Annotated in this window: 31 protein-coding genes; 18 read left to right on the top strand and 13 right to left on the bottom strand. The window is 63.6% G+C overall.

Features of this window, described 5'->3' with window-relative positions; genetic code table 11:
* Nucleotides 1–61: 61 nt before the first annotated feature.
* The 3 genes from GYA94_RS05250 to GYA94_RS05240 all read left to right on the top strand — a co-directional run bounded on the left by GYA94_RS05250 (nt 62) and on the right by GYA94_RS05240 (nt 2216).
* A complete protein-coding gene (locus GYA94_RS05250) occupies nt 62–1267 on the top strand; it encodes an MFS transporter (RefSeq protein WP_054904386.1) in 1206 nt (401 codons plus the stop codon).
* Between the two features lie 81 nt (nt 1268–1348).
* Nucleotides 1349–1894, top strand: coding sequence for a cupin domain-containing protein (locus tag GYA94_RS05245; RefSeq protein ID WP_003248033.1), 546 nt, complete (start codon nt 1349–1351; stop codon nt 1892–1894).
* A gap of 4 nt (nt 1895–1898) precedes the next feature.
* Nucleotides 1899–2216: a DUF7693 family protein gene (locus GYA94_RS05240; RefSeq protein ID WP_154211170.1), complete on the top strand. Its 318-nt coding sequence runs from the start codon at nt 1899–1901 to the stop codon at nt 2214–2216.
* Here the strand turns inward: GYA94_RS05240 and GYA94_RS05235 are convergent.
* On the bottom strand, nt 2153–2767 hold the full coding sequence (locus GYA94_RS05235) for a 2-hydroxychromene-2-carboxylate isomerase (RefSeq protein ID WP_110676009.1): 615 nt from the start codon (nt 2765–2767) through the stop codon (nt 2153–2155). The two genes, GYA94_RS05240 and GYA94_RS05235, sit on opposite strands and share 64 nt — an antisense overlap.
* A gap of 26 nt (nt 2768–2793) precedes the next feature.
* Nucleotides 2794–3525, bottom strand: a complete 732-nt coding sequence (locus GYA94_RS05230; protein WP_029884833.1) for an SDR family NAD(P)-dependent oxidoreductase — start codon at nt 3523–3525, stop codon at nt 2794–2796.
* An 89-nt stretch (nt 3526–3614) separates the two neighbouring features.
* Between GYA94_RS05230 and GYA94_RS05225 the strand changes: the two genes are divergently transcribed.
* Entirely contained in the window at nt 3615–4175 is a 561-nt protein-coding gene (locus GYA94_RS05225; protein WP_161891917.1) for a TetR/AcrR family transcriptional regulator, read from the top strand.
* Here the strand turns inward: GYA94_RS05225 and GYA94_RS05220 are convergent, their stop codons facing one another.
* Nucleotides 4176–5210, bottom strand: a complete 1035-nt coding sequence (locus GYA94_RS05220; RefSeq protein ID WP_110675956.1) for a bile acid:sodium symporter family protein — start codon at nt 5208–5210, stop codon at nt 4176–4178.
* 119 nt (nt 5211–5329) lie between these two features.
* Between GYA94_RS05220 and ampC the strand changes: the two genes are divergently transcribed.
* Nucleotides 5330–6472: a class C beta-lactamase gene (ampC, locus tag GYA94_RS05215; protein WP_110675954.1), complete on the top strand. Its 1143-nt coding sequence runs from the start codon at nt 5330–5332 to the stop codon at nt 6470–6472.
* A gap of 300 nt (nt 6473–6772) precedes the next feature.
* Nucleotides 6773–7105, top strand: coding sequence for a hypothetical protein (locus GYA94_RS05210; RefSeq protein ID WP_029884829.1), 333 nt, complete (start codon nt 6773–6775; stop codon nt 7103–7105).
* Between the two features lie 45 nt (nt 7106–7150).
* Here the strand turns inward: GYA94_RS05210 and GYA94_RS05205 are convergent, their stop codons facing one another.
* From GYA94_RS05205 to GYA94_RS05185, 5 genes are all read right to left on the bottom strand, one after another.
* The gene (locus GYA94_RS05205) at nt 7151–7462 is read right to left on the bottom strand and encodes a hypothetical protein (RefSeq protein WP_054904382.1); all 312 of its coding nucleotides are present in this window, start codon (nt 7460–7462) and stop codon (nt 7151–7153) included.
* A gap of 129 nt (nt 7463–7591) precedes the next feature.
* Nucleotides 7592–7780 (bottom strand): hypothetical protein, encoded by a 189-nt coding sequence (locus GYA94_RS05200; RefSeq protein ID WP_003253897.1) that lies wholly within the window; start codon nt 7778–7780, stop codon nt 7592–7594.
* Nucleotides 7781–7918: 138 nt separating this feature from the next.
* Nucleotides 7919–8239 carry a YbjQ family protein gene (locus GYA94_RS05195; protein ID WP_161891916.1) on the bottom strand — a complete coding sequence of 107 codons (321 nt, stop codon included), beginning with the start codon at nt 8237–8239 and terminating at the stop codon, nt 7919–7921.
* Nucleotides 8240–8370: 131 nt separating this feature from the next.
* Complete coding sequence (locus GYA94_RS05190) at nt 8371–9255, bottom strand: EamA family transporter (protein ID WP_110675952.1); 885 nt, start codon at nt 9253–9255, stop codon at nt 8371–8373.
* A 251-nt stretch (nt 9256–9506) separates the two neighbouring features.
* Nucleotides 9507–10118, bottom strand: a complete 612-nt coding sequence (locus tag GYA94_RS05185; RefSeq protein ID WP_009685442.1) for an FMN-dependent NADH-azoreductase — start codon at nt 10116–10118, stop codon at nt 9507–9509.
* Nucleotides 10119–10251: 133 nt separating this feature from the next.
* On the opposite strand from GYA94_RS05185, the gene GYA94_RS05180 reads away from it, so the two are divergent.
* Entirely contained in the window at nt 10252–11154 is a 903-nt protein-coding gene (locus GYA94_RS05180) for a LysR substrate-binding domain-containing protein (RefSeq protein ID WP_110675948.1), read from the top strand.
* 8 nt (nt 11155–11162) lie between these two features.
* Entirely contained in the window at nt 11163–11507 is a 345-nt protein-coding gene (locus tag GYA94_RS05175; RefSeq protein ID WP_009685444.1) for an MmcQ/YjbR family DNA-binding protein, read from the top strand.
* Between the two features lie 32 nt (nt 11508–11539).
* On the opposite strand, the gene GYA94_RS05170 is transcribed toward GYA94_RS05175, so the two are convergent.
* Nucleotides 11540–11953 (bottom strand): DUF1294 domain-containing protein, encoded by a 414-nt coding sequence (locus GYA94_RS05170; protein WP_110675946.1) that lies wholly within the window; start codon nt 11951–11953, stop codon nt 11540–11542.
* A complete protein-coding gene (locus GYA94_RS05165) occupies nt 11946–12776 on the bottom strand; it encodes an undecaprenyl-diphosphate phosphatase (protein ID WP_110676005.1) in 831 nt (276 codons plus the stop codon). The genes GYA94_RS05170 and GYA94_RS05165 overlap by 8 nt, the downstream gene beginning before the upstream one ends.
* Nucleotides 12777–13074: 298 nt before the next feature.
* Between GYA94_RS05165 and mcpP the strand changes: the two genes are divergently transcribed.
* The 10 genes from mcpP (at nt 13075) to GYA94_RS05115 (ending at nt 23940) form a co-directional block, all read left to right on the top strand.
* Nucleotides 13075–14709, top strand: coding sequence for a methyl-accepting chemotaxis protein McpP (gene mcpP / locus GYA94_RS05160; protein WP_029884824.1), 1635 nt, complete (start codon nt 13075–13077; stop codon nt 14707–14709).
* Between the two features lie 86 nt (nt 14710–14795).
* The gene (pnuC, locus tag GYA94_RS05155) at nt 14796–15362 is read left to right on the top strand and encodes a nicotinamide riboside transporter PnuC (protein ID WP_161891915.1); all 567 of its coding nucleotides are present in this window, start codon (nt 14796–14798) and stop codon (nt 15360–15362) included.
* On the top strand, nt 15359–15916 hold the full coding sequence (locus tag GYA94_RS05150; protein WP_110675941.1) for an AAA family ATPase: 558 nt from the start codon (nt 15359–15361) through the stop codon (nt 15914–15916). The genes pnuC and GYA94_RS05150 overlap by 4 nt, the downstream gene beginning before the upstream one ends.
* Before the next feature lie 299 nt (nt 15917–16215).
* Entirely contained in the window at nt 16216–16656 is a 441-nt protein-coding gene (gene fapA, locus GYA94_RS05145; protein ID WP_009685450.1) for a functional amyloid chaperone FapA, read from the top strand.
* Between the two features lies 1 nt (nt 16657).
* Entirely contained in the window at nt 16658–17236 is a 579-nt protein-coding gene (gene fapB, locus GYA94_RS05140) for a fibril amyloid subunit FapB (RefSeq protein WP_110675939.1), read from the top strand.
* Nucleotides 17237–17286: 50 nt separating this feature from the next.
* Entirely contained in the window at nt 17287–18735 is a 1449-nt protein-coding gene (fapC, locus tag GYA94_RS05135) for an amyloid-like fimbrin subunit FapC (RefSeq protein ID WP_029884822.1), read from the top strand.
* 61 nt (nt 18736–18796) lie between these two features.
* The gene (gene fapD / locus GYA94_RS05130; RefSeq protein WP_009685453.1) at nt 18797–19477 is read left to right on the top strand and encodes a fibril amyloid maturation endopeptidase FapD; all 681 of its coding nucleotides are present in this window, start codon (nt 18797–18799) and stop codon (nt 19475–19477) included.
* A 45-nt stretch (nt 19478–19522) separates the two neighbouring features.
* On the top strand, nt 19523–20275 hold the full coding sequence (fapE, locus tag GYA94_RS05125; protein ID WP_009685454.1) for a fibril amyloid subunit FapE: 753 nt from the start codon (nt 19523–19525) through the stop codon (nt 20273–20275).
* 46 nt (nt 20276–20321) lie between these two features.
* Nucleotides 20322–21602: a fibril amyloid transporter FapF gene (gene fapF / locus GYA94_RS05120; protein ID WP_054912286.1), complete on the top strand. Its 1281-nt coding sequence runs from the start codon at nt 20322–20324 to the stop codon at nt 21600–21602.
* A gap of 136 nt (nt 21603–21738) precedes the next feature.
* The gene (locus GYA94_RS05115; RefSeq protein WP_161891914.1) at nt 21739–23940 is read left to right on the top strand and encodes an LTA synthase family protein; all 2202 of its coding nucleotides are present in this window, start codon (nt 21739–21741) and stop codon (nt 23938–23940) included.
* A 54-nt stretch (nt 23941–23994) separates the two neighbouring features.
* On the opposite strand, the gene ureG is transcribed toward GYA94_RS05115, so the two are convergent.
* From ureG to GYA94_RS05100, 3 genes are read right to left on the bottom strand one after another with little or no spacing between them, the layout of a single operon-like run.
* Nucleotides 23995–24618, bottom strand: coding sequence for an urease accessory protein UreG (gene ureG / locus GYA94_RS05110; RefSeq protein ID WP_009685457.1), 624 nt, complete (start codon nt 24616–24618; stop codon nt 23995–23997).
* Nucleotides 24619–24629: 11 nt separating this feature from the next.
* Complete coding sequence (locus tag GYA94_RS05105) at nt 24630–25304, bottom strand: urease accessory protein UreF (protein WP_161891913.1); 675 nt, start codon at nt 25302–25304, stop codon at nt 24630–24632.
* Nucleotides 25304–25849 (bottom strand): HupE/UreJ family protein, encoded by a 546-nt coding sequence (locus GYA94_RS05100; RefSeq protein ID WP_009685459.1) that lies wholly within the window; start codon nt 25847–25849, stop codon nt 25304–25306. Before GYA94_RS05100 ends, GYA94_RS05105 begins: the two co-directional genes overlap by 1 nt.
* Nucleotides 25850–25862 lie beyond the last annotated feature (13 nt).

The raw sequence follows: 25862 nt of genomic DNA, 5'->3' as shown, positions 1-25862 counted from the left end.
ACAGGGCGGTCGACCTCCATCAATGACCGGCTGTCACCGGCCCTACTGCCCTGGAAACCCCATGACCCTCGCAAAGGATCCTGCAACGCTCAGCCCAGCCAGCACCCTCGATCTACGCCCGCTGCTGCTGGCCAACATGGCCTGTACGATGTCGATGATGGCCTTCGTCGCCTTGATCGGCCCGATCGCCCGCCAGTTGGGCATGGCCACCTGGCAAGCCGGCGCCGCCATTACCGTGGCCGGCGTGGTCTGGGTATTGCTGGCCCGCCCTTGGGGCCGCGCAGCTGACCGCCTTGGCCGCCGGCGCGTATTGCTGCTGGGTAGCGCGGGTTTCACCTTGGCCTACTGGCTGTTGTGCCTGTTTGTCGAAGGTGCACTGCGCTGGATGCCAGGTGCAACAATGGCCTTCATCGGCCTGATGGTCGCACGCGGTTGCATCGGTGCCTTCTATGCCGCCATTCCGGTCGGCTGCAACGCCCTGATCGCCGACCATGTCGGGCCGCAGCAGCGGGCACGGGCCATGGCTTCGCTGGGGGCCGCCAACGCCGTGGGCCTGGTGGTCGGCCCAGCCCTGGCAGCGCTGTTGGCGCGGCATAGCCTGAGCCTGCCGTTTCTGGTCATGTCGCTACTCCCTGCCAGTGCCTTCGTGGTGCTGCTGTTGGCCCTGAAGCCACAGGCGCTTGCACACAGCCACGCACCCACCCCGGTCAGGCTCAACGACCCCCGCCTGCGCCGGCCGTTGCTGGTGGCATTCAGCGCCATGCTGAGTGTGACCGTGTCGCAGATCACCGTCGGCTTCTTCGCCCTTGACCGCCTGCACCTGGGGCCAGCCCAGGCCGCCCAGGCTGCCGGCATTGCCCTCACCACCGTGGGTGTGGCGCTGATGCTGGCCCAGGTCCTGCTACGCCAGCTGCAGTGGCCACCGCTGAAGATGATCCGGGTCGGTGCCACGGTTTCGGCGCTGGGCTTTGCCAGCGGCGCGCTGGCGACCACCGCCCCTTGGCTATGGGCCTGCTACTTTGTGGCGGCGGCGGGCATGGGTTTTGTATTCCCGGCGTTTTCGGCCCTGGCCGCCAATGCCATGCAGGCCGGCGAGCAAGGCGCCACGGCCGGCTCCATTGGTGCAGCCCAGGGCATGGGCGCGGTCATCGGCCCGCTGGCCGGGACCTTGGTCTATGCCGTGGACCCGCGCTTGCCATTCCTGGCCGTGGCAACGCTGTTGTTGCTGGTCGGGCTGTGGCCAATCCCGCGTGAACAAAGGCGTTGAGAAGCACAGCGCGCAACGCGGCAGAGTATGTTTTAATGCGCATCGCTCGTTATTTTAAACACCTCTGATTACAAGGCGGCTATGGACACGGGGACGCGACTCAAACTGGTGCGGGAACGCAACAACCTCTCCCAACGGGAATTGGCCCGCCGTAGCGGGCTGACCAACTCGACGATCTCGCAGATCGAACAGAACCGCGTGAGCCCTTCGGTCAGCTCCTTGAAAAAGCTACTCGAAGGCATTCCCATGAGCCTGGCGGAGTTTTTCAGCTTCGACGAGCCGGTACGTGAAGAGCGCTACGTGTTCCGCGGCGGCGAACAGCCAGACCTGGGCCGTAACGGCCTGCGCATGCTGTTGGTCGGTGCCAGTGTCGAAGGCCGGCAGATGCGCATGTTGCGTGAGCTGTACGCGCCGGGCGCAGACTCCGGCGAACCGATCGTGCATGCCGAAGGCGAAGAATGCGGGCTGGTCACGCGGGGGACTGTGGAGCTGTGGGTCGACGGCCAGGTCAGCGTGCTCAACTCGGGTGATGGCTACTACATCCCCACCACCCTGCCGCACAGCTTCAAGAACATCGGCCCGGACGAGGCCGAGATCATCAGCGCCAATACCCCGGCGAACTTCTGACGGCATGAACAGCCGGGTGGTCTATCAACGCCTGCGTGACGCAGCGCTCGGTATCCATACCCTGTCGATAGCCCAGCGCCATGACCACGCCCTGGTGGACGTGATCATCGACGGCTGGCAACTGACCCTCGCGCTGGACAGCGAGGGCCTTGCCCAGTGCATCCACTGCACGGCCCCGTGCGGGGCGCAGGCCGGGCTTGATGCCTGGCAACGGTATGGCAGCAACCCCTGCGATCTGCTCAGCCAGTGGGAACGCACTCAGCTGGAAAGGCTGCTCGCCCCCTGCTGCAGCGCTGCCTCGACGAAGTCCAGGCGGTCCTGACCGAAGAACATCTCTTCGCCGACAAAGCACGTCGGCGCACCAAATACCCCCCGCTGCACCGCTACCTCGGTCGCCTGCCGCAGTGCTGCCTTGATTTCGTCATCTGCTGCCAGTGCGTGAAACGCGTGTGGGTCAAAGCCGTCTTCACCCAGGGTGGCGTCCAGTACCGCCACATCGCTCAGGTTGCGCTGCTGGGCAAACAAACCCTTGAACAACACCGCCAGCAGCCCCTCGAAACGCTCCGGCGCGCGTAACTGCGTACCCATGACGCCTCGCATCAAGTGCAGCGTATTGACCGGAAAAGCCGGCGGCAGCCCAAACGGCACCCGGTAGCGGGCGGCAAAGCGCGCCAGGTCGGTGAACATATAGCGCCCCTTGGCGGGGATCATCGCTGGCGAAGCGTTGCCCGTGGCCTGGAATACGCCGCCCAGGAGCATTGGCCGGTAGTGCAGCGTTGCCCCGTGGCGGGCGCATAGCGCCGGCAGCTGGGTCCAGGCCAGGTAACTGGCTGGGCTACCCAGGTCAAAGTAGAAATCGACGTGCTTGTGCATGGTCATGTCCTTGCAGGGAAAAGGGTTTACCAGCCTTCCATCCAGGGCCGCAGGTCCAGCTCGAAGGTCCAGGCGTCGCGGGGCTGGGCGTGCAGGAACCAATAGCTGTCGGCGATGTGTGCAGGGTTCAGGATGCCACCCTCACCCTTGAGGGCGTAGCGCTCGGGGAAGCTGTCGCGAATGAAGGCAGTGTCGATGGCCCCGTCCACCACCACATGGGCGACATGAATATTGCGCGGCCCCAACTCGCGGGCCATGCTCTGGGCCAATGCGCGCAACCCATGCTTGGCGCCGGCGAAGGCGGCAAAACCGGCCGCGCCACGAGTTGCGGCGGTGGCGCCAGTGAACAGCAGCGTGCCGCGCTCGCGCCGGACCATACGCCGCGCTACCGCCTGGGCAGTCAGAAAGCCGGCGAAGCAAGCCATTTCCCAGATCTTGAAATACTTGCGTGGGGTTTCGTCCAGAATGCTGCATGGCACATTGGCGCCAATGTTGAACACAAAGGCTTCGATCGGGCCGATATCGCGCTCGATGGTTTCGACCAGTTCCGCCACGTCGTCTTCCTTGCGCGCATCAGAGCCGAACCCGTAGGCCTGGCCACCGGCAGCACGTATTTCTTCCAGCAACGGCTGCAGCTTGTCAGCCTGGCGCCGGGTGACACAGGCGATATAGCCCTCGCGGGCAAAACGCTTGGCAATCTCGCCGCCGGTGGCATCCCCCGCACCAATCACCAGCACGACTTTTTGTTGTTCTGACATGCCTGCACCCATTGATGAATGATCGTTTAGTAAACGAACGCTATGCTACGATGCCGGCTTTCGTCAAGCCGTCTTGCAGAGGCACGCCCATGCGCTACTCGAACGAACACAAGCAGCAAACCCGTGAGCGCTTGCTCGCCAGCAGCGGCGCACTGGCCAAGCGCGGGGGCTTTGCCAGCACGGGCGTTGCCGGCTTGATGAAAGCCATTGGCCTGACCGGGGGGGCGTTCTACAACCACTTTCCGTCCAAGGATGACCTGTTCACCGAGGTAGTCCGGCAGGAACTCTGCAACAGCCCACTCGCCCGGCTGGCCAACCAAGGTGCCAGCCGCGAGCGGCTGGCCCGCTGCCTGCAGCAATACCTTAGCCTGGCACACCTGCGCAACGCCGAGCAGGGTTGCCCGTTGCCGCCGCTAGGGGTGGAGATAGCCCGCGCTGACGCCCCTGTGCGGGAAGTGGCCGAGCACTGGTTACTGCAGCTGCACCAGGCCTGGAGCGCCACCCTGGAGGATGAGCAGTTGGCCTGGGTATTGATCAGTCAGTGCGTGGGCGCGCTGCTGGTTGGCCGCATGCTGGTCAGCGAAAGCGTGCAAGGCCAGGTGCTTGGCGCCAGCCGCGCGTTTGTCGAACGCGCGCTGGACGGCGACTGATCACGGGTTGGCTGGGGGTTGGCGAGTGCCCGCCGCAGCACGTTCAGCGCCTGCCAGAGCCTCTGGCAAACCTTGCTCACGGCTGGCATAACGCTGCGCCAGCACCGCGCACACCATCAACTGGATCTGGTGGAACAGCATCAGCGGCAGGATCATCGCGCCAATGCCACTGCCCACGAACAGCACCTGCGCCATGGGTACACCGGTGGCCAGGCTTTTCTTCGAGCCGGCGAACAGGATGGTGATACGGTCCTCGAGGTCGAAGCCCAGCGCCTTGCCCAACAGGCGGGTAGCGAACAACACCACCGCCAGCAGAATGCCGCATACCGCGAACAACCCGGCCAGGTGCTGCGACGAAACCGTGTGCCACAGGCCGGTCACCACTGCCTCGCTGAAGGCGGTATACACCACCAGCAGAATCGACCCCTGGTCGACCACCTTGAGCCAGCGGGCATTGCGCTTGACCCAGGCGCCAATCCAGCGCCGCGCGATCTGCCCGGCCACGAATGGCACCAGCAGTTGCAAGGTGATCTTGAGTACCGCATCCAGGCCGGAGCCAGTATCGCCACTGGCGCCCAGCAACATCACCACCAGCAATGGGGTGAGGAAGATACCCAGCAGGCTGGACGCCGCCGCACTGCAGATGGCCGCCGGCACGTTGCCGCGGGCCAGCGAAGTGAAGGCAATGGCCGACTGCACGGTTGCGGGCAAGGCGCACAGGTACAGCACACCCAGGTACAGCTCAGTGCCTACAAGTGGCACGAACAGCGGCTTGAACGCCAACCCCAGCAGCGGGAACAGCACGAACGTGCAGGAGAACACCAGCAGGTGCAGGCGCCAATGCCCGGCGCCTGCGATGATCGCCTCACGCGACAGCTTGGCACCGTGCAGGAAGAACAGCAGGCCGATGGCAAGGTTGGTCAGCCAGCCGAAGTACACCGCGCCGTCGCCCGAACAAGGCAATACGGTGGCAATGCAGACCACCCCGAGCAAGGCCAGGGTGAAATTGTCGAACAGCATGCGCAAATACTTCATCACGGCTCCCGTCTTGTCATTGTGCAAGGGCAGACGATAAGGTTTCCGGCTTTTTAGCGCTAACGCCGGAACCCCCTGGGGTATCGCTCAACGGACACCAAGCACACAAGGAACCGCTCATGCCGCGCTTGCGCAAGGCTTTGATTGCCACCACCATCACGCTTGCCTTGGGCCATACCACCGCCCAGGCTCACGACCCGCTGCAGGCCAAGGTCGACCAGGTCGTCCGCCCGCTGATGCAGGAGCAAGGCATCAGCGGCATGGCCGTGGCCATTTATGCCCACGGCCATGCGCACTATTTCAGTTACGGCGTGGCCAGCAAGGCCGACAACGTGCCGGTAAGCCGCGACACGCTGTTCGAAATCGGCTCGTTGAGCAAGACCTATACCGCCACCTTGGCCGCGCTGGCCAGCGCGCAGGGCAAGCTGGACCTGTCGGCGCCGGCCAAGCGTTACCACCCGGCGTTGGCAGGCGCCCCTATTGGCGAGGCGTCCGTTCGCGACCTCGGTGCCTACAGCGCGGACTGCCTACCACTGCAGTTCCCGGATGACGTCCAGACGCCGCAGCAGGTCGTCGATTTCTTCCGGCACTGGCAACCACGCGCCAAACCCGGCACCCAGCGCTGCTACTCCAACCCTAGCCTGGGCCTGTTCGGCGACCTGGCCGCCCGCGCACAACAGCAATCGTTTTCGACACTGATGCGCGAAGGGCTGTTGGCACCGATGGGCCTGCGCGCCACCTATCTGCAGGTGCCCGCCAGCACCCAGGGCCTGTACGCACAAGGTTACGATGCCGCCGACAAGCCGGTACGCGTCGGCCCCGGCCCCTATGCCGACGAAGCCTACGGGATCAAGACCAGCGCCCGCGACCTGCTGCGCTACGTGCGCCTGCACCTGCAACCGCAGGGCCTGCCACCGGCGCTGCAGCAAGCCTTGAGCATTACCCGCCAAGGCTACTTTCAGGTCGGCGCCATGACCCAGGGCCTGGGTTGGGAGCGCTACCCCTACCCGGTCGCACTGGACACGCTGGTCGATGGCAACAGCCCAAGGCTGATCCGTGAACCACAGCCAGTCACGCGCTTGCAGCCAGCCCAGCCGGCGCTGCCTGCGGCCTGGTACAACAAGACCGGCTCCACCAATGGCTTTGGTGCCTACGCTGCGTTCGTGCCCGCCGAACAGCTGGCGGTGGTGTTGCTGGCCAACCGCAATTACCCCAATGAGGCCCGGGTCCGTGCCGCCTTTGCGATCCTTTCCGGCCTGTAGAAAGGCCGCGGATTGTCGAACAAATCGACACTATGTAGTGAAAAAAAATATTCACTACAAAATGGTTGACGCCGTTCATCGCCCTTGTGCATGATGAAGCCGTCCCCCTGATCGGGGGCGGTGGCAAGGGTATTCCAGACGGTCTGCGCGGTAACGCGGGCCGTTCGTGGAGCGGGAAACTGTCCAAAAGGCAGCGTGAGAAAGCCCCTGTTGCGATGCTGCTGTAGCAGCGTTGGTAGTGCGCTACACCGTGGTAGCGCCAACTGTGAAAATCACCTACGAATGGGTAATGGGGGCTTTATGATGAACTTGAACAACAATCCGACCATCGACCAATTGGCCCAGCTGTTCGCCGGCCGCAAAGACAGCCTCGACGACCACCTGCTGTGGGTCAGCCAAACCGGTGAAGTGCGCCTCGATCGCCTGCCACCGAATACCGTCGAAGCTGAATTTGAAGAGCACCTGCCCAGCATGCGTGCCCGCTTCAAGGTCTACCGTCGTGGCCAAGGCTACGTTGGCAAGAAGGCCGCCGCCGACACCGAGTTCGTTGGCCGTGTGCTGCAGACCCTGCAACAGGAATGGCCCGCTGCCCGTGAGCAGCAGGCAGTCAAGGTGATCGAACCGCTCAATTGAGGTTGCCACCGTTAGCAAAGCCCGGCCTGAACAGGCCGGGCTTTTTCATGCCTGGCGCCGCTGGCGGCGGGCGGGCGGCAACGGCAATGCCCCTGTCGCCATGGCCCTGGCGCGGTCGACACCCCAAACCATGGCACGGGTCATGGTCTCGCCCGGCCGCGCGGGGTAGTACTCCTCCACCAGCGCCCGCCCATCCCCGGCATACAACCCCAGGAACAATTGCGTTGCGCCCAGGCGCGACAAGCGCACCTGCACATCCAATGTGGTGCCATCGCTGAGCGCTTCGTCGTGGCTGCGGCTGTGTAGTTGGGCGTCCGCCCAGTGCCAATAAGTCTCTTCCCTGACGCGCATGAGCATCCAGTCCTCCGTTGCTCGAATGTGGCGTCAGCAAAGCACAGGCTTGGCGATCCGGCGAGTGTTACCCAATCATTTCATGAGGCGGGTCAACGAATGGCCATAAAAAGTCCGCCGTCGGGCAGCGCGGGGTTACTTCTTCAGCGGCACCCGCGGCATGAAGCGGCCCTTTTTGCTGCGCTGCAGATGGGCAGGCTGCAGCTGCTCGGAATCATCCAGGGTCATGTGGGCGAACCCCAGCCGGAATGCCGCCTGGCCGCAACGCACCTGGCTGTTGATCGGAAACGCATCGTTAAGGTCTTCGAAAAAAGATTCGCTCATGCCCTGTCTCCCTTCAGCGGCAACGCGCCGGCAACCAGAAAAGTTGCCAAGTGACGCGGCCTGTAAATGTGAGACTAGCCGGTCATTTACAGACCAGTCGGGCAAACCCCAGGCAGCCGACCAGTGGCAAACCGGCCTTCAGCGCAGACGTACTGCGGTGCCGGTGACAAACACGACGACCATGCCGCCTTGTACCGAAGGCATGCTGATCTCGTAATCCACACCGACTACCGCGTCGGCTCGCAACTGCTGGGCGCGCGCCTGCAGCTCTTCGGTGGCCTGCTCGCGGGCCTCGCGCAGTGCGCTTTCCAGGGTCTGCGAGCGACCACCCAGCACGTCGCGAACACGGGTAAAGAAATCGCGGACGAAATTGATGCCCTGGACCGATTCGGCGCTGACCACGCCGAGGTATTCGGCAATCGGGCGGCCTTCAAGTTGACTGGTAGTGGAAATGATCATGCAAACGCTCCGTTGGCCTGGTCTCGAACAATGAGGCCGAGTCTAACAGAGCCGCACCTGAGCAACCGGCAATGGGGCCTTACCACCCGGTCAACGCTTCAGCCGTCACCACGCCCCCCACTACCCTCCTGTCAGGCGCTGGCCGCACGCAAGCGCTGGCCGATCCGCGCGCCGAATACGTTCACCAGCAGCCCGGCCATCACCAACACGGCGCCCCAGCCCTGAACTGCGGTCAGCCGTTCGCCCAGCAGCAATGCCGACGAACTCAAGCCGATCACCGGCACCAGCAGCGAAAAAGGCGCGACCTTACCGGCCGGGTGGCGCGACAACAGCTTGCTCCACAGGCTGTAGCCGATCATGGTGGCGACAAAAGCTAGGTATGCCAGCGCCAGCACCGAGCTGAGGCTGATGTTGGCAAGCGCATGGCCAATACGCTCTGGGCCTTCCAGCCACCAGGACAACGCCAGGAACGGCAACGGCGGGATCAACCCACCCCAGATCACCAGCGCCACCAGGTCAACCGAGCCAAAGCGCCGGGTAATGATGTTGCCCAGCCCCCACATGGCCCCGCCACACAATGTCAGCAGCAGCGCCACCATCGGCACGTGGCCACCGTCTTCGCTGCCGATCAGGGCCAGGCCACTGGCCGCCACCAGTAGCCCCAGCACACTGGCCAGGCGCAGCCGTTCACCGAGGAACAACGCCGCGAAGCCGAGCGTGAAGAATGCCTGCGATTGCAGAATCAGCGAAGCCAGCCCTGGTGGCATGCCGCTGTACATGGCCTGGAAGAGAAAGGCGAACTGGCCCAGAGAAATAGTTGCGCCGTAGGCGATGAGCCAGCGCCAGGGCAATTTGGGGCGCCTGACCAGCAACACCGCGGGAAACGCCACCAGCAAAAAGCGCAGTGCCCCCAACAGCATCGGCGGCAAGCCGTCGAGGCCAACCTTGATGACTACAAAGTTGACTCCCCAGGCAACAATCACCACCAGGGCGATGAGCAGGTCCTTGAGCGGCACGGCAGCTTCCTTCTTCAGGCGTTCTAGACATATTTCGTTACAGCATAAGGCTATAACTCTGAAGAGGACCAGCACAGTTGTGGCCTAGGCTGGCGCAACAGTCCGACTGTTGCGTCAACCTGTAACGTTGATGCATAACGCAGAAAACCCGCGAACACTGCGTATTCGCGGGTTTCCAGTGCCCTTGAGCAGGGCACGATCAGCAGCGCGGACTTGCCGGCACCTGAGCCTTGCAAGCCTTATGCTGTGCATCAGGCCGCTGCAAACAGCTCATTGGCGATCTGCGCCTGTGCGGCGTCAAGCGCCTGCGTACGCTGCTCCGGGCCGTAGGCCAAGCCGTGAGCGCGCACGATTTCCAGGTCGGTGACACCAATGAAGCCCAGGAACACCTTGAGGAAGTCTTCATGCCCAGCACCCGTTGGCTGGCCAGCGTGCAGGCCACCCGCGGTGGAAACCAGCACTACCTTCTTGTTACCGCAAAGCCCCTCGGGGCCCGCCTCGGTGTAGCGGAAGGTCTTGCCGGCCACGGCCACGCGGTCGATCCAGGCCTTGAGCTGGGTCGGCACGCTGAAGTTGTACATCGGCGCGCCTATCACCACGGCGTCGGCGGCCAGGAATTCTTCCAAGGTCTCGGCGCTGAGCTTGGCCTCGAATGCCTGGGCGGCGTCGCGTACGTCTTCCGGGGTGCCAGCGGCTACCAGCGTGGCAGCAGAGAAGTGTGCAATGGCATCGGCAGCCAGGTCGCGGTACACCACTTCAACGCTCGGGTCTGCGGCTTTCCAGGCTTCGACCACCTCGCGGCTCAACTGGCGGGATGCGGAATTGTCACCCAGGATGCTCGAATCGATGTGCAACAGTTTCATGGGACTCTCCTGTGAATGAAGACCGCATCTCTTGGCGATCACGATGGGCAGAATCCTACCGGAGTGATTAATGACTGATAAGCCGCAGAAAATGCGTTAGTTTGTCTCATGAGTGGAACAATGAGACCTGTTCATGCAAGACCTCAATGACCTTTTCTATTTCGCCCGCGTAGTGGAAGCCGGCGGTTTTGCTGCAGCGGGGCGCCAGCTGGGCATTCCCAAGTCACGCTTGTCCCGGCGCATCGCCGAGCTCGAAGAGCGCCTGGGCACCCGCCTGCTGCAGCGCACTACCCGGCAGTTGAAACTCACCGCAGTGGGCGAGCGCTACCTGCATCACTGCCAAGCCATGCTGCTGGAGGCCGAAGCCGCCGATGAAACGGTGGCCAGCATGAGCAGCGAACCGCGCGGGCGCTTGCGTGTGTCCTGCCCCGTGGCGCTGGCCCACGCGTTTCTGCCGCAGGTGATCAGCCGCTTTCTCGAGCAGTACCCGCTGGTGCAGTTGGACATGGTACTGCTCAACCGCCGGGTGGACCTGATTTCCGAAGGTATCGACGTTGCCCTGCGCGTGCGCGACCTGGGCGATGAAGACCCGGCCTTGGTCACCCGCCGCCTGCGCCAGGCGCAAATGCAGCTGGTTGCCGCCCCAGGCTTCGCCGACCACATCCGCGACCCTGCCGAACTGGCGACGTTGCCGGTACTGGGCGCCGCCGAGGCAGACCGGCTGGTGCACTTTCGCCTGCTGGGCCCCAACGGCAAGCAACAGGAGCTGGCCCTGGAGCCGCGCCTGGCGATCGACGATTTCGTAGTACGTAATGCCGCTGTACGGGCTGGCCTGGGCTTTACTGCATTACCCAGCATGTTTTGCGAGGCGGAGCTGGAACGCGGCGAGCTGGTACGCCTGCTGCCTGAGTGGTCGCTGCCAGGTGGCTACCTGCAGGCGGTGTACCCGCACCGGCGCGGCCTGTTGCCGGCTGTACGGGTATGGATCGACCACCTGGCAGCTTCGTTCGAGGCGTGTGGGGAGCGATACGTATGAACGCGAACATGAGCGAAGCCGAAGTAGCGGCATTCTGCCTGGAGCTGCCGGGTGCCCAGGAAGACTACAAGTGGGGCGGTATCCGGGTGTTCTCGGTGGCCGGCAACAAGATGTTCGCGGTACTCGACCTGGCCGGCGCAGGGCTGTCGTTCAAGGTGGCCGACGATTTGTTTCTCGGCTATTGCGACCGCCCTGGAGTGCGACCTGCGCCTTACCTGGCACGGGCACGCTGGATCAGCATGGCGCCGCCCTACCCCATGGGCCGGGACGAATTGCGTGACTTGCTACAGCGTTCGCACCAGCTGGTGGTGCGACGGTTACCGAAGCGGTTACAGGTGGGTTTGCTGCTGTAATACCGCCTGCCCCCCCGCTTCGGTACCGCACTTCACCCTAAAGGCAGAAAGCGCCCACCGAAAAACAGCCAGTCGGCCCAGAACACCTGGTGCAACAGCACAATCGCCCAGAACAGCAGTTGGTACGAAAACTTGCGCGTCTTATGCCGGAACAGCTGCTGCGCCAGCAACGCACCCGGCCAGCCACCCAGCAGCTCGCTGGCATGCAGCACTTTCTCGGGCGTGCGCCAGGCCTGCTGACGTGCCTGGTGTTTGTCCTGCCAGTACAGCATGACGCTGACCAGGCTCATCGCCGGGTACAGCGCCAATGGCCACCAGGCCTGGTCGAGCCAGGCCATGCGAGCCGCGCCCAGCCCTGGCAGCACGCACAACACGGCCAGCACCAGCAGTTTCAGGCGCAGGTTGCGTACCCCGTCCAGCGGCGCGGCACGCCGCAGCTCAGCCATGAACCGAGGTCCAGTTGACCCAGCCGAACTGCCAGGTAGCCAGGATGAACAGGCCGAACACGATGCGATACCAGGCAAACGCGGCATAGCTGTGGTTGGCAATGAACTTGAGCAGCGCACGCACGGCGATCATGGCGAAAATGAACGACGTGACGAAACCGATGGCGAACACCGGCAAGTCATCCGGTTGGAACAGGTGGCGGTACTTGTAGCCCGAATACACGGCCGCGCCGACCATGGTCGGCATGGCGAGAAAGAACGAGAACTCGGTGGCCGCTTTGCGCGACAGACCGAACAGCAGCCCGCCGATGATGGTCGAGCCCGAACGCGATGTGCCGGGGATCATCGCCAGGCACTGCACGAAGCCTATTTTCAGCGCATGGCTCCAACGCATGTCGTCGACATGGTCAACTTCTACCCGATGCGTGCGCCGCTCGGCCCACAACATGATCACCCCACCCACCACCAGCGCTGCCGCCACGGTGACCGGGTTGAACAGGTACTCGTGGATCAGGTCGGCGAACAGTACGCCCAGTACAACCGCAGGCAGGAATGCCAAAAACAGGTTACCGGTAAAGCGCCGTGCCTTGGGTTGGCTGCGCAAGCCGAAAACCACTTCGCAGATCCTGCTGCGAAACTCCCACATCACGGCCAGGATCGCAGCCAGCTGGATGATGATGTTGAAAGCCATGGCCCGTTCACCGCCAAAACCGATCACGTCGGCGACGATGATCTGGTGGCCGGTACTGGAAATAGGCAGGAACTCCGTCAGCCCCTCTACTACGCCCAAGATGATTGCCTGGAAGGCAGTCCAAAAATCCATCATTCCCCCGGTGGAGCGCTGCTCGCAGCAGGCTCCTTGTTCTTGATCTATTGACGATTGCCGCACGCGGACCGGCTTTTTACAGCGACTGTTGGGACCAGCGCCAGTGGAAAAGTTCACGGCGGCTAAAGGTTTCATCTTGCGCGGCCGAAATCCTGTCAGAGCACCTTTGCAAATTCGTTACGCAACCTTCTGCAGACTGTGACAAAGATAGCACTTAGCCATTAGTCGAGTGGGGCGTGGCTGCAAACCGTGCTTGGATGCAGCTGAATAAAAAGAACAATGGGGGAGCGGCTGGATGAACACTTTGAGATCAATGTCGATCAGCCAACGCCTGTGGCTGATCCTGGTGGTGGCGGTGGCCATGCTGGTGGTGCTGGGGCTGCTGATGCTGCGCCAGATCCACGGCGACCTGTACCAGGCCAAGGCCGAAAAGACCCGCCATGTGGTGGAAACCGCTGCTGGGGTACTGGCCTATTACCAAGGGCTGGAAGCAGCCGGCACGCTCAGCCGTGAAGCCGCCCAGCAGCAAGCGCTGCAAGTTGTCCGGGGGCTGCGCTACGACCACGACGATTATTTCTGGATCAACGACCTGGGGCCGAAGATGATCATGCATCCGACCAACCCCAAGCTCGACGGCCAGGACCTGTCTGCCATCCGCGACCCCGACGGCTTTGCCGTGTTCAATGAGATGGTCGCCCTGGCGCGCCAGCACGACGCGGGCCCGGTCAACTACCGCTGGCCCAAGCCCGGGGCGAGCGAGCCGGTGGCCAAGACCTCCTACATACAGCTGTTCAAGCCATGGGGCTGGATCATCGGGTCGGGCGTGTACGTCGATGACGTGCAGGCCGAATTCGCCCGCCAGTTGCGCGATGCCTCGCTGGTAGGCCTGGGCATTGCCTTGCTGATGGCGCTGGTGGTGATGCTGATCGCCCGCAGCATTGCCCGCCCCCTTCAGGAAGCGGTGCAGGCCATGGGCAACATCGCCAGTGGTGAAAGTGACCTGACCCGGCGCCTGGACACCCATGGTCGCGACGAAATCACCCGCCTTGGTGAACACTTCAACCGCTTCAATGGCAAGCTGCAGGGCGTGGTCGGCCAATTGCAAGGGGCCGCCCATGCGCTGGCCCAGTCGGCCGGGCACGTGGGTGACAATGCCGGGGCCGCCGAGCAGCGCAGTGCCCAGCAGTCGTTGCAGATGGACCAGGTGGCTACCGCCGTGAACGAAGTGACCTACGCCGTGCAGGACGTGGCCAAGACGGCCGAACAGGCTGCCGGGGAAATGCACAGCGCCCAACTGCAGGTCACACAGGGCCAGCAAGCCATCCACGGCAGCCTGGCGCAGATCGACCGGCTGTCCCTGACCATCGACCAGGCTGTGCAAGTGATCCGCGACCTGGCCGGGCACAGCACGCGCATCGGTGGCGTGCTCGACGTGATCCGTTCGATTGCCGAGCAAACCAACCTGCTGGCGCTGAACGCCGCCATCGAGGCGGCCCGGGCCGGGGAGCAAGGCCGCGGCTTTGCCGTGGTCGCCGACGAGGTGCGCCTGCTGGCACAGCGCACCGCGCAGTCCACGGCCGAGATCCATACCATGATCGAGCACCTGCAAAGCCAGTCGGACGCCGCTGTGCGGGCAATCGACACCAGCAGCGAGGCCTCGCGCCAGACCGTCGAACAGGCCCGCGAGGCCGGCGCCAGCCTGGACGCCATCAACCAGGCGCTGAACAACCTCACCGCCTTGAATGCGTCCATTGCCAGTGCCACCCTGCAGCAGGCGCATGTGGTCGAAGAGATCAACCGCAACGTACTGGACACTGCCGGGCTGTCCCAGCAAACCGCCGATGCGGCGCGCCAGTCCAGCGATGCGGGGGTGGCCTTGGGTCAGTTGAGCGAAGAACTGGAGCAGTTACTGCGCCAGTTCCGCGTGTAGTACGGGCTGCCGGCGGGCGCGGCTACACCTTCGCCCGCCGAACAGCTACAATCGCGCCCCTTCCCCGCAGCCTCCAAGGATCGCCGATGTCCGGCCTTGAACTCATCGCCGCCGTCCTCGGCGTCATCGCTGTCTGGCTCACGGTCAAGCAGAACGCCTGGTGCTGGCCGATCGGCCTGGTCATGGTGCTGATCTATGGCTGGCTGTTCTATGTGGTGAAGCTGTATTCGGGCATGTTGCTGCAACTGGCCTACGCCCTCCTGCAACTGTACGGCTGGTGGCAATGGCAACGCCCCGACCGCGCTGAAGACGCCCGCCAGGTCTCGCGCTTGCAAGGCCCGGCGCTATTTGCCGGCCTGGCCGTCGGGGTGCTGCTGAGTGCCGCCCTGGGCGCGGCCATGGCCCACTGGACCGACGCCGCCATGCCGTGGCTGGACGCGACCCTGACCGGCTTCAGCCTGGTGGCACAACTGTGGATGGCGCAAAAGCGCCTGCAATGCTGGGTCCTCTGGGTGGTGGTCGACACCCTCTATGTCGGCCTGTACCTGCACCAGCAGCTGTATTTCACAGCAGGCTTGTTCGCCGTTTTGGCCCTCATAGCCGTACGCGGCTGGCTGGAATGGCGGCGAGACCCGGCATTGGTGCAGCCATGAGTACGAAAGTACTGGTGCTGTGCGGCCCCGAGTCCAGCGGCAAAAGCTGGCTCAGCGGGGTGATCCAGGCGCATTTTGGCGGTTTGGTGGTGGCCGAATACGTGCGTCACTTCATCGAGCAGGAGCGCCGCGATACCTGCTACGCCGATATCCCCAGCATTGCCCGTGGCCAGCTGGCATGGGAAGACCAGGCCCGCGAGCAGGCGCCCCCCTTGCTGATCCTCGACACCCACCTGCTCAGCAACATGCTCTGGAGCCATGCCCTGTTCGGCGACTGCCCGGCCTGGCTGGAACAGGCCCTGCTCGCCCGGCATTACGACCTGCATCTTTTGCTAAGCCCACAGGGCGTGGAATGGGTCGCCGACGGCCAGCGCAGCCAGCCGGACGTGCGCGATCGGCAACGCTTTTTCGAAGACAGCCGGGCCTGGTTGCAGCAGCATGGCCAGCCCCACCAGATAATTGAAGGGAGTTGGCCACAGCGTCAGTTGTTGGCCCTGGAAGCGGTGGCTAGGCTCCTTGATAGCGATAAGCCAGCCTGCCCTGCCGAGTGTTAAGCCACTGACACAGCCCCCTGCGGTACAACCCCCGAAACTAGGCGGCTGCTTCCACTAGCAGGGTGAGTGTCAAGCGGGTGAAACACCGCTGCGAAATCCCCCTTCCGGCGACGCCACAGCAGGCCCGCCCGGCCATGCCGGTGTGCAACTGTTTCACGGCTGACACACCACACCCCACCTGCGTCTTAGCTGTCATCGCCAAGCGCCTGATTTTCATACCAATTCAAAAAGCGGCACACCTTCTGCTCTGTCCTTCGCATCGCTGATCAGGCCCAGCGCTCAAAGAAGGAAGTGCCGTCGTGAGGAAAACAGCCAACCACCTTTATCACGCCTTGCTGATGGGCTGCGTACTGGGGTCACTGAGCCTGACGGCGCAGGCCGACAAGGGGATTATCACCATCACCCGCGACGTGCAGGTGCGCAACGCAACCGTGCCCCCCCTGCGGCCCGATCCCAATCCGACCACGGTCAACGCCAACCCCTCTGCCTATGTGCTCAAGCAGACCAACGAGCTGAGCGACGGCGACTTCGCCGCCATCAGCAGCGGCGCTGGCATCAGCAACATGATCACCCAGCAGACCAACAACCTGGGCGGCAACCTCGGCAACCAGAACCAGTTGCCCAACCTGGCCGGCGGCCGCGGTACCGGTGGTTCCGGTAACGGCATCGCCAACATGGTCAACTCCAGCGTGCAACGTGGCCTGGCGCCGCTGCAAATCCTGACCGGCGGGGGCAAGTGAGATGAAGTACATGCTGCTGATGCTGGCTGCGGTGTGCAGTGCGCCCGCCTTCGCCCAGTCCCCCGTTCCGGTCATCAACAACGCTGACATCGACAGTTCCGGCAGCCGCTACCAAGGCAACCTCAGCGTCAATCAGGCCGCCGGGGACCAGCAGCAGCAGGCCAATGCCCGCGCCATCGCCGTTGGCCCCGAGGCCAACGCCAGTACCCAGATCCGCCAACAGCTCAACACCCCCGCCGACCCGAGGATGGACGCCCGCGCGACCATTCAGGGCAACGCTTTCAGTAATGGCAGCGGCGCCCTGGGGGTGAATCAGAGCGCAGGCGCCAACACCCAGCAAGCCAATGCCATGCGCATCAGCATTGGCGCACAACCGCAAAGCATCGACGACAGCGTCCTCATGCAACAGAACGTGACGCTGCTCAACAACTCCGGAGCAACGGATATCCCAGCCGGCTATCGCCAGGTCACCACCAGTGACCAGGCCTTCACCGGTAGCCGTGGGGTGATCCAGTTGAACCAGAGTGCCGGGGTGGGAAACCGCATGGCCAACACCTTGAGCATCCGGGTCGCGGACTGACCCTTTCAGTTAAGAACGACACTTAACCTACTAGAGTACGGAGAATCACCATGAAACCCTCGATGGCAATCAAGCCTCTGGTTTTCGCAATTGCTGCGGTCATGGCTGTTGCTGTACAAGCTGGGCAAAACGACCGGCGCGGTGACTACCATAATGGCAACAATAATGGCCAGCACACGCCTCCTGCCACCAAGATCCCGGTGTATGCAACCGCCAATGCCTGGGACACTCAAACCAGTACCAACAACCGCATCACCAACCAAGGCACCATCAACGAAGCCGAGATGAGCGACTCGGGCACCGGCTCCAGCGGCAACGTCGGCATCAACGTCGCGGCCGGTAACGGCAACCAGCAGGACAACGCTGCAGCCATCGCCAACGCCGGCTCCGAATCGAGCCTGGACAACAGCTTCGTGTTCGGCATGGCCAACGCCACGGCCGACGTGGTGCAAACCAGCCGCAGCAACCGGGTAGACAACTACTCGACGCAATCGTCGGCGCTGATGAGCGGCTCGGCCAGCGGGGCTGAAGGCAACATCGGCATCAACGTGGCCGGTGGCGACCTCAACCAGCAGAAAAACACCATGGCCATCGCCAACACCGGCGCCCCATTGGGCAACGCCACGGCGACCGCCTCCGCCAACCAGTCCGGCCCAGGCCTGACGGTGAACAACAGCGCCGACCGCACCTACCGGGTAGACACGCTGACCTTCACCACTTCGGCCAGCGGCTCGAGCTCGCGTGATGGCACCTTCAACTCGAGCGACGACCGCAGCGCGTCGTCGAGCTTCAGCGTGGCCGGCTCGCAAAGCGCCAGCAACAGCGGCTCCAGCGGCTGGAACTCCAGTGGTTCGAGCAGCGCCAACGCCAGTGGCTCCAACAGTGCCAGCGCCAGCGGTTCCAACAGCTGGGGCATGAACGGTTCGGCCAGCGGTTCCAACAGCTCGTCCAGCAGTGCCAGCCTGAACGCCAGCCTGGCTGCAGCAGCCGACGCGACCCGCACGGTCACCACCGACGACGGCCGCCGCGAACGCTCGCGCACCAGCAGCTTCGATGGTTCGCTGAACGCCTCGCTGAACGCCTCGATCGACAAGTCGCACGAAAGTGCCTATGACTCGTCCTTCGAGAAGGCATTCGACTCGAACTACGACAAGTCGCACCAGTCCTCCTACGACAAATCGCGCGATTCTTCGTACACCAAGTCTCATGAGTCCTCGTACGAAAATGCTTCCGCCTCTGACTTCTCCAAGTCTGGCGAGCAATCGCATCAGTCCTCCAACGACGTCGCCAAGAGCTACAGCGAAAGCAGTGCTTACGACTTGAGCAATACCGTGTCCTTCCAAGTGCTGACCCCGACCGGCTGGGCCAACCCTGTTACCAACACTGCAACCCTTAGCGGTTCGGTCAACGGTGGCAGCGGCAACCTGGGCGTGAACGTGGCCGCCGGTGTAGGCAACCAGCAGAGCAACTCGCTGGCCATCTCCAACACCTCGTTCTAACGCTGCAACCAAGGCCCCCTTCGGGGGGCCTTTCTTCAACAGAACAAGAAGGCATCCGATCATGCGCATTATCGCCTTGGCGTTTTTGCTGTGCCTGGCCAGCGTGAGCGAAGCTGCACAAATGCCGCTGGCGGTATTGCCGGGCGGCGCCGTGGTGTTCAAACCCCTGCAAAGCGTGCGCGAGCGCAAGTTCGCCGACCTGGTGCAACAGAAAACCGACTTCAGCTGCGGTGCTGCTGCCCTGGCGACCATCCTGCGCCAGGCCTACTGGCTGGATGTGGACGAACACCAGATCATCGAAGGCATGCTGGCCCACGCCGACCAGGACCTGGTGCGCACCCAGGGCTTTTCGATGCTCGACATGAAGCGCTACGTGGAAAGCCTGGGCATGCGTGCCCGCGGCTACCGTGTAGCGCCCGATACCCTGCACAGCGTGCGCATTCCGGTGGTGGTGTTGATGGATGTGCGTGGCTACAAGCACTTCGTGGTCATGCAGAAAGTCGACAAGGGCTGGGTGTATGTCGGTGACCCGGTGCTGGGCCACAGGCGCTACAAGGTAGACGACTTCCTCAAGGGCTGGAACGGCATCATCTTCGCCGTGATCGGCCAGGGTTATGACAAGAACAATGTCTTGCTCGACCCGCCTCTGCCGCTGACCGCCAAGGGTCGAGTGAACAACTTCACCCCGGTGCAGGACGCAGAGCTGCTGGACTTTGGCTTCATCAAAAGCGACTTCTTCTAACGAAACGTCCAATGATAAGGAGCATGACGCTCCCGGGAGCCCGCCATGAACAACCCCTTCCTGCTGGCATTGGCCTGCCTGGCTGCCAGCCTGCCGGTTCATGCAGAAACGTTCAAACCCATCGAATTGAAGGACCAGGAACTGGCAACTTTGCGTGGTCGCTACGTGATGCCGGGGCGCATCGTGAGCTTCGGCATCGTCATGAGCAGCACCTGGCAAAATGCCAAAGGCGACGTGATTGGCGCCAGCAGCAGCCTGCAGGTGCAAGCGTCGACAATCAAGCCACAATTCTACGTGTCGACGATCAATGAAAAAGGCACCGGCAGCGCGGCTGGGGCGGCCGCTGCGCCCGGGACCGGCAGCGTGACCGGCGGTGCCGGGCTGGCCACCAGCGAGGGCGTCACCCAGGTAGTGCGCGCCGCCGGTGATAACAACGGCGCATACAACAACGTCGACATCAACGTCACCAAGGCCAACCAGGCACCGGTGGTGCAACAGCAGGGCCAGGCGCTGGCCGCAGGCCAGACCGTAAATGCAGAAAACGGCGCCGGTTCGCTGAGCGTATCGGCCAGCGGCGTGGGCGTGCAGCTGAACATCAACGCCAGCAACAACCAGGGCAGCAGCATGCAACGCCTGGCCCAGGGCGGCCTGATGCAGAACACCACGCTGCTGGGCAACGGCAACCTGGTCAGCAATGTCACCTCCCTCAATGTGGTCATGCGCGAGAGCGTGCCGACAGCGGCTTCGCTCAATGGCAGCCTCGATCAGCTCAAAGGCCTTCGCACTTTCGGATACTGATCTACGCTCAGTCTCATCAAAAGTAGTTGGAAGGGACGGCAACTCCATGCACCGATCTTTTACGCTCAAGGCTTTTGTTTGTCTGACTACCCTGGCCCCGGCCACATTGCTGTATGCCGCTGCCGACCCGCAGGTCGAGGCACTGAAGCAGGAACTGACCGAACTCAAGCGCCGGTATGAGGCCCAGCAGCAAGCGTTGATGGTGCTGGAACAACGCGTGCGCCAGGTTGAAGAAGCCCCGGCGGCGGCCCCACCCAAACGCCTGGTCAAGTCGCCTGCCGAAGGCGTGAAGGGTGGCCAGACGGTAGCGTCCGGCGCCCCTGGCACCACCGGCAGTTCCTATGGCCAGGCCCTGACTGCCGACTCGGAGCCGGCGCAGAGCGTGTCCAACCTGTATGACGAGGCCAGCGGCTTCTTCGGTGGCGGCAAGTTCAGCTTCGAGACCGGCCTGACCTATACCCACTACGACACCCGTGCACTGACCCTCAACGGGTTCCTGGCGCTGGACTCGATTTTCCTGGGCAGCATCAACCTCGACCGCATCAAGGCCGACAACTGGACCTTGGACATGACCGCGCGCTACAACCTGGCGCAACGTTGGCAGTTCGACATCAACGTGCCGGTGGTGTACCGCGAATCCACCTACTCGTCCGGCGGTGCCGGCGGCTCGGGCGCGGCCACCTCCGATGCCACCGTCACGCGTGACCCGGAAATCGGCGATATCAACGTTGGCGTGGCCTACAAGTTCCTCGACGAAGACGAAACCTGGCCGGATGCCGTGGCCACCCTGCGGGTCAAGGCGCCGACCGGCAAGGACCCCTATGGCATCAAGCTGCGCGAGGTGGACGGCAACAACAACCTGGCGGTACCGGACAGCCTGCCGACGGGCAACGGCGTGTGGTCGATCACCCCAGGCATCTCGCTGGTCAAGACCTTTGACCCGGCCGTGCTGTTCGGCAGCCTGTCCTACACCTACAACATGCAGGACTCGTTCAGCGACATCAGCCCGCAGGTCAACAGCAAGGTGCCGGGCGACGTCAAGCTTGGCGACTCCTGGCAAATCGGCGGGGGCATCGCGTTCGCGCTCAACGAGAAGATGAGCATGTCGTTCTCGGTGTCGGACCAGTTTGCCCGCAAGAGCAAGATCAAACCGGATGGCGGTGACTGGCAGTCGATTTCCAACAGTGACTACAACGCCGCCAACTTCAACATCGGCCTGACCTTCGCCGCCAGCAACAACCTCACCATCGTGCCCAACTTGTCCATTGGCCTGACCGACGACGCCCCGGACTTTTCCTTCAGTCTGAAATTCCCCTACTACTTCTGAACCTCGCCATCAGCCGGGCCCGCGACTACGGGCCCGGCTTTTGGTAACCACCCTTGTAGCGCCCGCCTTCCCGCCCGCCCGCCTGTTATCATTAAGCACAGTTTCATGACGATTCAATGGCAAAAGGGAAGTTTTTGTGAAGAACCTGTCCGACCACCCACAGGCCCGGCTTGCCGCTCTGGCAGGCCTGCTGTTGGTGATCCCACTGGGTGCGCGCGCCATGCTGGGTTGGTCCAACCCACTGGGCTACCTGTCAGACCTCGCCATTGGCAGCCTGCTACTGTTACTGCTGCAGCGCCGCCCGTGGTGGCTGGCGCTGCCGGTGTTGCTGGCCTGGGCGGCCCTGTGGGTCGCCTCGGCCGAACTGGTCAGCGCGGTGGGCCGCTTGCCCACCAGCGCCGACCTGGCCTACCTGGCCGACCCGCAGTTCATGGAAAACTCCACCGGCGGCGGCCTGGCCCATGCCTGGCTGCCCTGGCTGATGGGTGGCGGCCTGCTGGCCTGGCTGGTGCTTGCCTGGCGCGGCCGTGCGCAGCGCGGCCTGGCGCTGCCGCGCAAGGCCTGGGCCATCCCGGTCGTGCTGTTCGGCGCCCACTGGGGCAGCCAGCAACTGGCCCCTTCCGATGCCGACCAATGGCGGCAATACAACCTGGGCCATCAATTGCTGTCTGCCGGGGTGGGCCAGGTACAGCGCCAGGCCGATGAGTGGCTGGGCACTTCCAAGCCCTTCACCCCCCTGCCCAGCACCGGCCTGACGCAATCCGACCTGCACGGGCAACGCCTGCTGGACGGCCCGGGCCGTGCGCGCAATTTGCTGGTGATCACCCTGGAAGGCATCCCCGGCGCTTACCTGCGGCCCAACCGTCAGGCGTTGAACAGCCCCTTCGACGAAGAGCTCATGCCCAAGCTCAGCAGGTGGGCCGAGCGCGGCATGAATACCCCGGACTACGTACTGCACACCCACCAGACCATTCGTGGGCTGTACGCCATGCTGTGTGGCGACTACGACAAGCTGGCCAACGGCACCCCCAAGGGCGTTGAGCTGCTGACCCAGAACGAACGTAACCAGGCCTGCCTGCCGGCGCAGTTGCGCCAGGCCGGGTTCACCACCCATTACCTCCAAGGTGCGGGCCTGCGCTTCATGGCCAAGGACCGCATCATGCCGCATGTCGGTTTCGAGGCTGTGCATGGCCTGGAGTGGTTTGCCAACAAGAACTACCTGGACTTCCCCTGGGGCAAGGATGACCGCGCATTCTTCGAGGGCGCATTGAGCTACGTGGGCCATTTGCAGCAGCAGGACAAACCCTGGATGCTCACGTTGCTGACCGTCGGTACCCACCAGCCCTATTCCGCGCCGGCGGAGTACCTCGAACGGTTCGACACGCCGAAACAGGCGGCAGTGGCCTACCTGGACGACGCGGTTGCGGCGTTCCTCGACAGCCTCGAACGCCAGGGTGTACTCAAGGACACGCTGGTGGTGCTGACCTCCGACGAGTCGCATGGCATCGACGGTGTGCGCCTGGCGTCCTCCTGGGGCTTCAACCTGACCCTGGCCCCGGAGCAGGCCCAATTGCCACGGCTCAAGCAAGGGACTTATGGCCACATCGACCTTGCCGCTTCACTGCTCGACTACTTCTCGCTGCCGATCCCCATGGCCCTGGGCGGTCGCTCGCTGTACCGCGACTACGACACCGGCCGCGAAATGATCGCCTACACCAACGGCATGCTGCGCTACCACAACGGCCAAGGGGTGTTTACCGAGTGCGATTTTCAACAACGGTGCCGGCGTTACGCCAGTGAGGGCTTCATCGCCGGGCAGGCCCGCTACCTTGGCAGCGGCGATAACCTGCTCGGGCAGCAGATCGGTGCCTTGGCCGGCGTGCTCGACCAGTCGCTGCTGCAGACGCCGCTGAACCTGCGCTACCAGTTTGGCGGCCCTGCGCCGATCAGGCTGCGCAAGCGCATTCAGGATGATTGGGCCGACAACCTGATCGGTGCCCAGTACCTGGAAATGCCAGGGGGCTCGCGTACCCGGGTACGCATCAAGGTCCGCTCGCTGGACCCAAGGCACGTGGCCTATATCCAGCTCAAGGCCAAGCAACTGGAACAGGACGTACCGCTGGGCCTGCCTGCCGAGGTGCAAGTCACCACCGATCAGCCACTGGAGATGGACTTCCGCTTCGACAACCCGACCGATCGCAAGGCGTTTTCCTTCCACTTGCTGGGTTATGGCGGCGGCCAGGTGGAAGTCAGCGACTTCAGCGTGATAACCGCGCTGCCTGGCGATGAAGAGGCAGCCGAGGAACTGGGTGACGAGCCTATCGCCCATTCTGGCTGAACAGGCGACAGCTCTGCGGTGCGTGGCACCGCCTACGCGGGTGTGCGCGGCGGTTTAACCGCGCACACCCAGCATTCCGCGTTCGACAATGAAATCGATCACTGCCTGTAGCCCCTCGCCTTTCTTCAGGTTGCTGAAGGTCCATGGGCGCTGTGGGCGCATGCGCTGGGTATCGCGCTCCATCACCTCCAGCGAAGCCCCCACATACGGTGCCAGGTCGGTCTTGTTGATCACCAGGAAGTCGGACTTGGTGATGCCCGGGCCACCCTTGCGCGGAATCTTCTCGCCCTCGGCTACGTCGATCACGTAGATGGTCAGGTCGGCCAGCTCCGGGCTGAATGTGGCGCTGAGGTTGTCACCGCCGCTTTCCACGAAAATGACTTCGAGGTTGCCGAACTTGCGCGCCAGCGCCTCGACCGCCGCCAGGTTCATGGAGGCGTCTTCGCGAATCGCCGTGTGCGGGCAGCCGCCGGTTTCCACCCCGACGATGCGCTCCGGCTCCAGCGCGCCGGCTTCGGTGAGGATGCGCTGGTCTTCCTTGGTGTAGATGTCGTTGGTGACCACGGCAATCTGGTAGTGATCGCGCATGGCTTTGCACAGGGCTTCGAGCAGTGCGGTCTTGCCGGAGCCGACCGGGCCGCCGACACCGACGCGCAGGGGTTGTTGATAGCTATGCATGCAGGCAGTCCTCAGGAACGGAACAAACGGGTGTATTGGGTTTCGTGACGCGATGAGGCAATGGCCAGCAACGGCAGGCCACCCCCGAGCTGGTCGTCGCCCAGGGTCAGGGCCTGGTCGATGGCTGCGGGCAAATCGGTGGCCAGGTCACGCAGCAGGGTCTGGGCCGCCTGCTGGCCGAACGGCACCAACTTGACGCCGGCCATGACCGCGCCCTCCAGCCAGGCAAAGCCATGCCCCAGGGCCAATTGGCGCAAGGGGATGGCCCAGTGCACAGCCAACCAGGCCATGCCGCCCAACTGGGTCAGCTCGAGGCTGGTACGCCACGCCGGCGCCTGGCCCAGCTGCCAGCCGTCGAGTAGCCGTGCCAGGGCCGCCCCGCGCTGTTGTTCTTCCAGGCGCAGCTCGGCGGTTTCACGGTTGGCCAGCAAAAAGCGGCTCCAATGAGAGAAGGCCTGCGCATCCTCGGCCTGGCAGGCCTGGTACAAGCGGGCGAGCACCGGCCAGTCCAGGCCGACCAGGGTGTCGTGCAACTGCTCACGCTGCCACGCAGTGAACCCGTGCACATCCCTTACCCAGCCCGCCTCCACGGCCCACTCCAGGCCCTGTGAATAGGTGAAGCCACCTACCGGCAAGCCTGGGCTGGCCAGTTGCAGCAGGCGCAGCAACGCCAGATCGCTGTCCATCAGCCGGCCAGTACCAGCGCGGCGCCGGCCAGCAGGCCACCGCCGAAAGCTTTTTGCAAGCCAGCATGGCGGCGCAGCAGGCAACCGACCGCAAAGCCGGCGGCCAGCAACAGCCCGCTGACCGTGACAAAGCCGGCGCTGAACTGCCAGAACGCACTTGGCGTGGCCTCGACGCCATGCGCCCAGCCATGGAACAGCGCGAACACCGGCATCGCCAAGGCCAGCAGCTGTTGCCGGCCAGGCAGCAGCACGGCACCTGCGGCCACCAGCAGCGACACAGCGATCAGCGTTTCCATGCCCAGCACGTCCCCGAACAGATGCCCACATACCGCCCCGCCGAACATCGCGGCCAGGGTCGCCAGTGGCAAGGTCAGGTTGCGCCGGGTCAGCGCCGCCAGTACGCCGGTGCCCAGCAGCATCAGCAGGTGGTCGAGCCCGGTCAGCGGGTGCAGAAGGCCGTCATGCAAGGGGTTGCTGTCATGCCCGGGGTGGGCGAAAGCCGGCACGGCCAACATCAGCAGAAACAGGGCGAAAGTCTTTTTCATCGGTTGCTCCAGG

The organism is Pseudomonas juntendi (assembly GCF_009932375.1).
In the GTDB taxonomy this organism is placed as follows: Bacteria; Pseudomonadota; Gammaproteobacteria; order Pseudomonadales; family Pseudomonadaceae; genus Aquipseudomonas; species Aquipseudomonas juntendi.
Note: the sequence above shows the minus strand (reverse complement) of the source record. Positions and strands in the feature narration are given on the sequence as shown.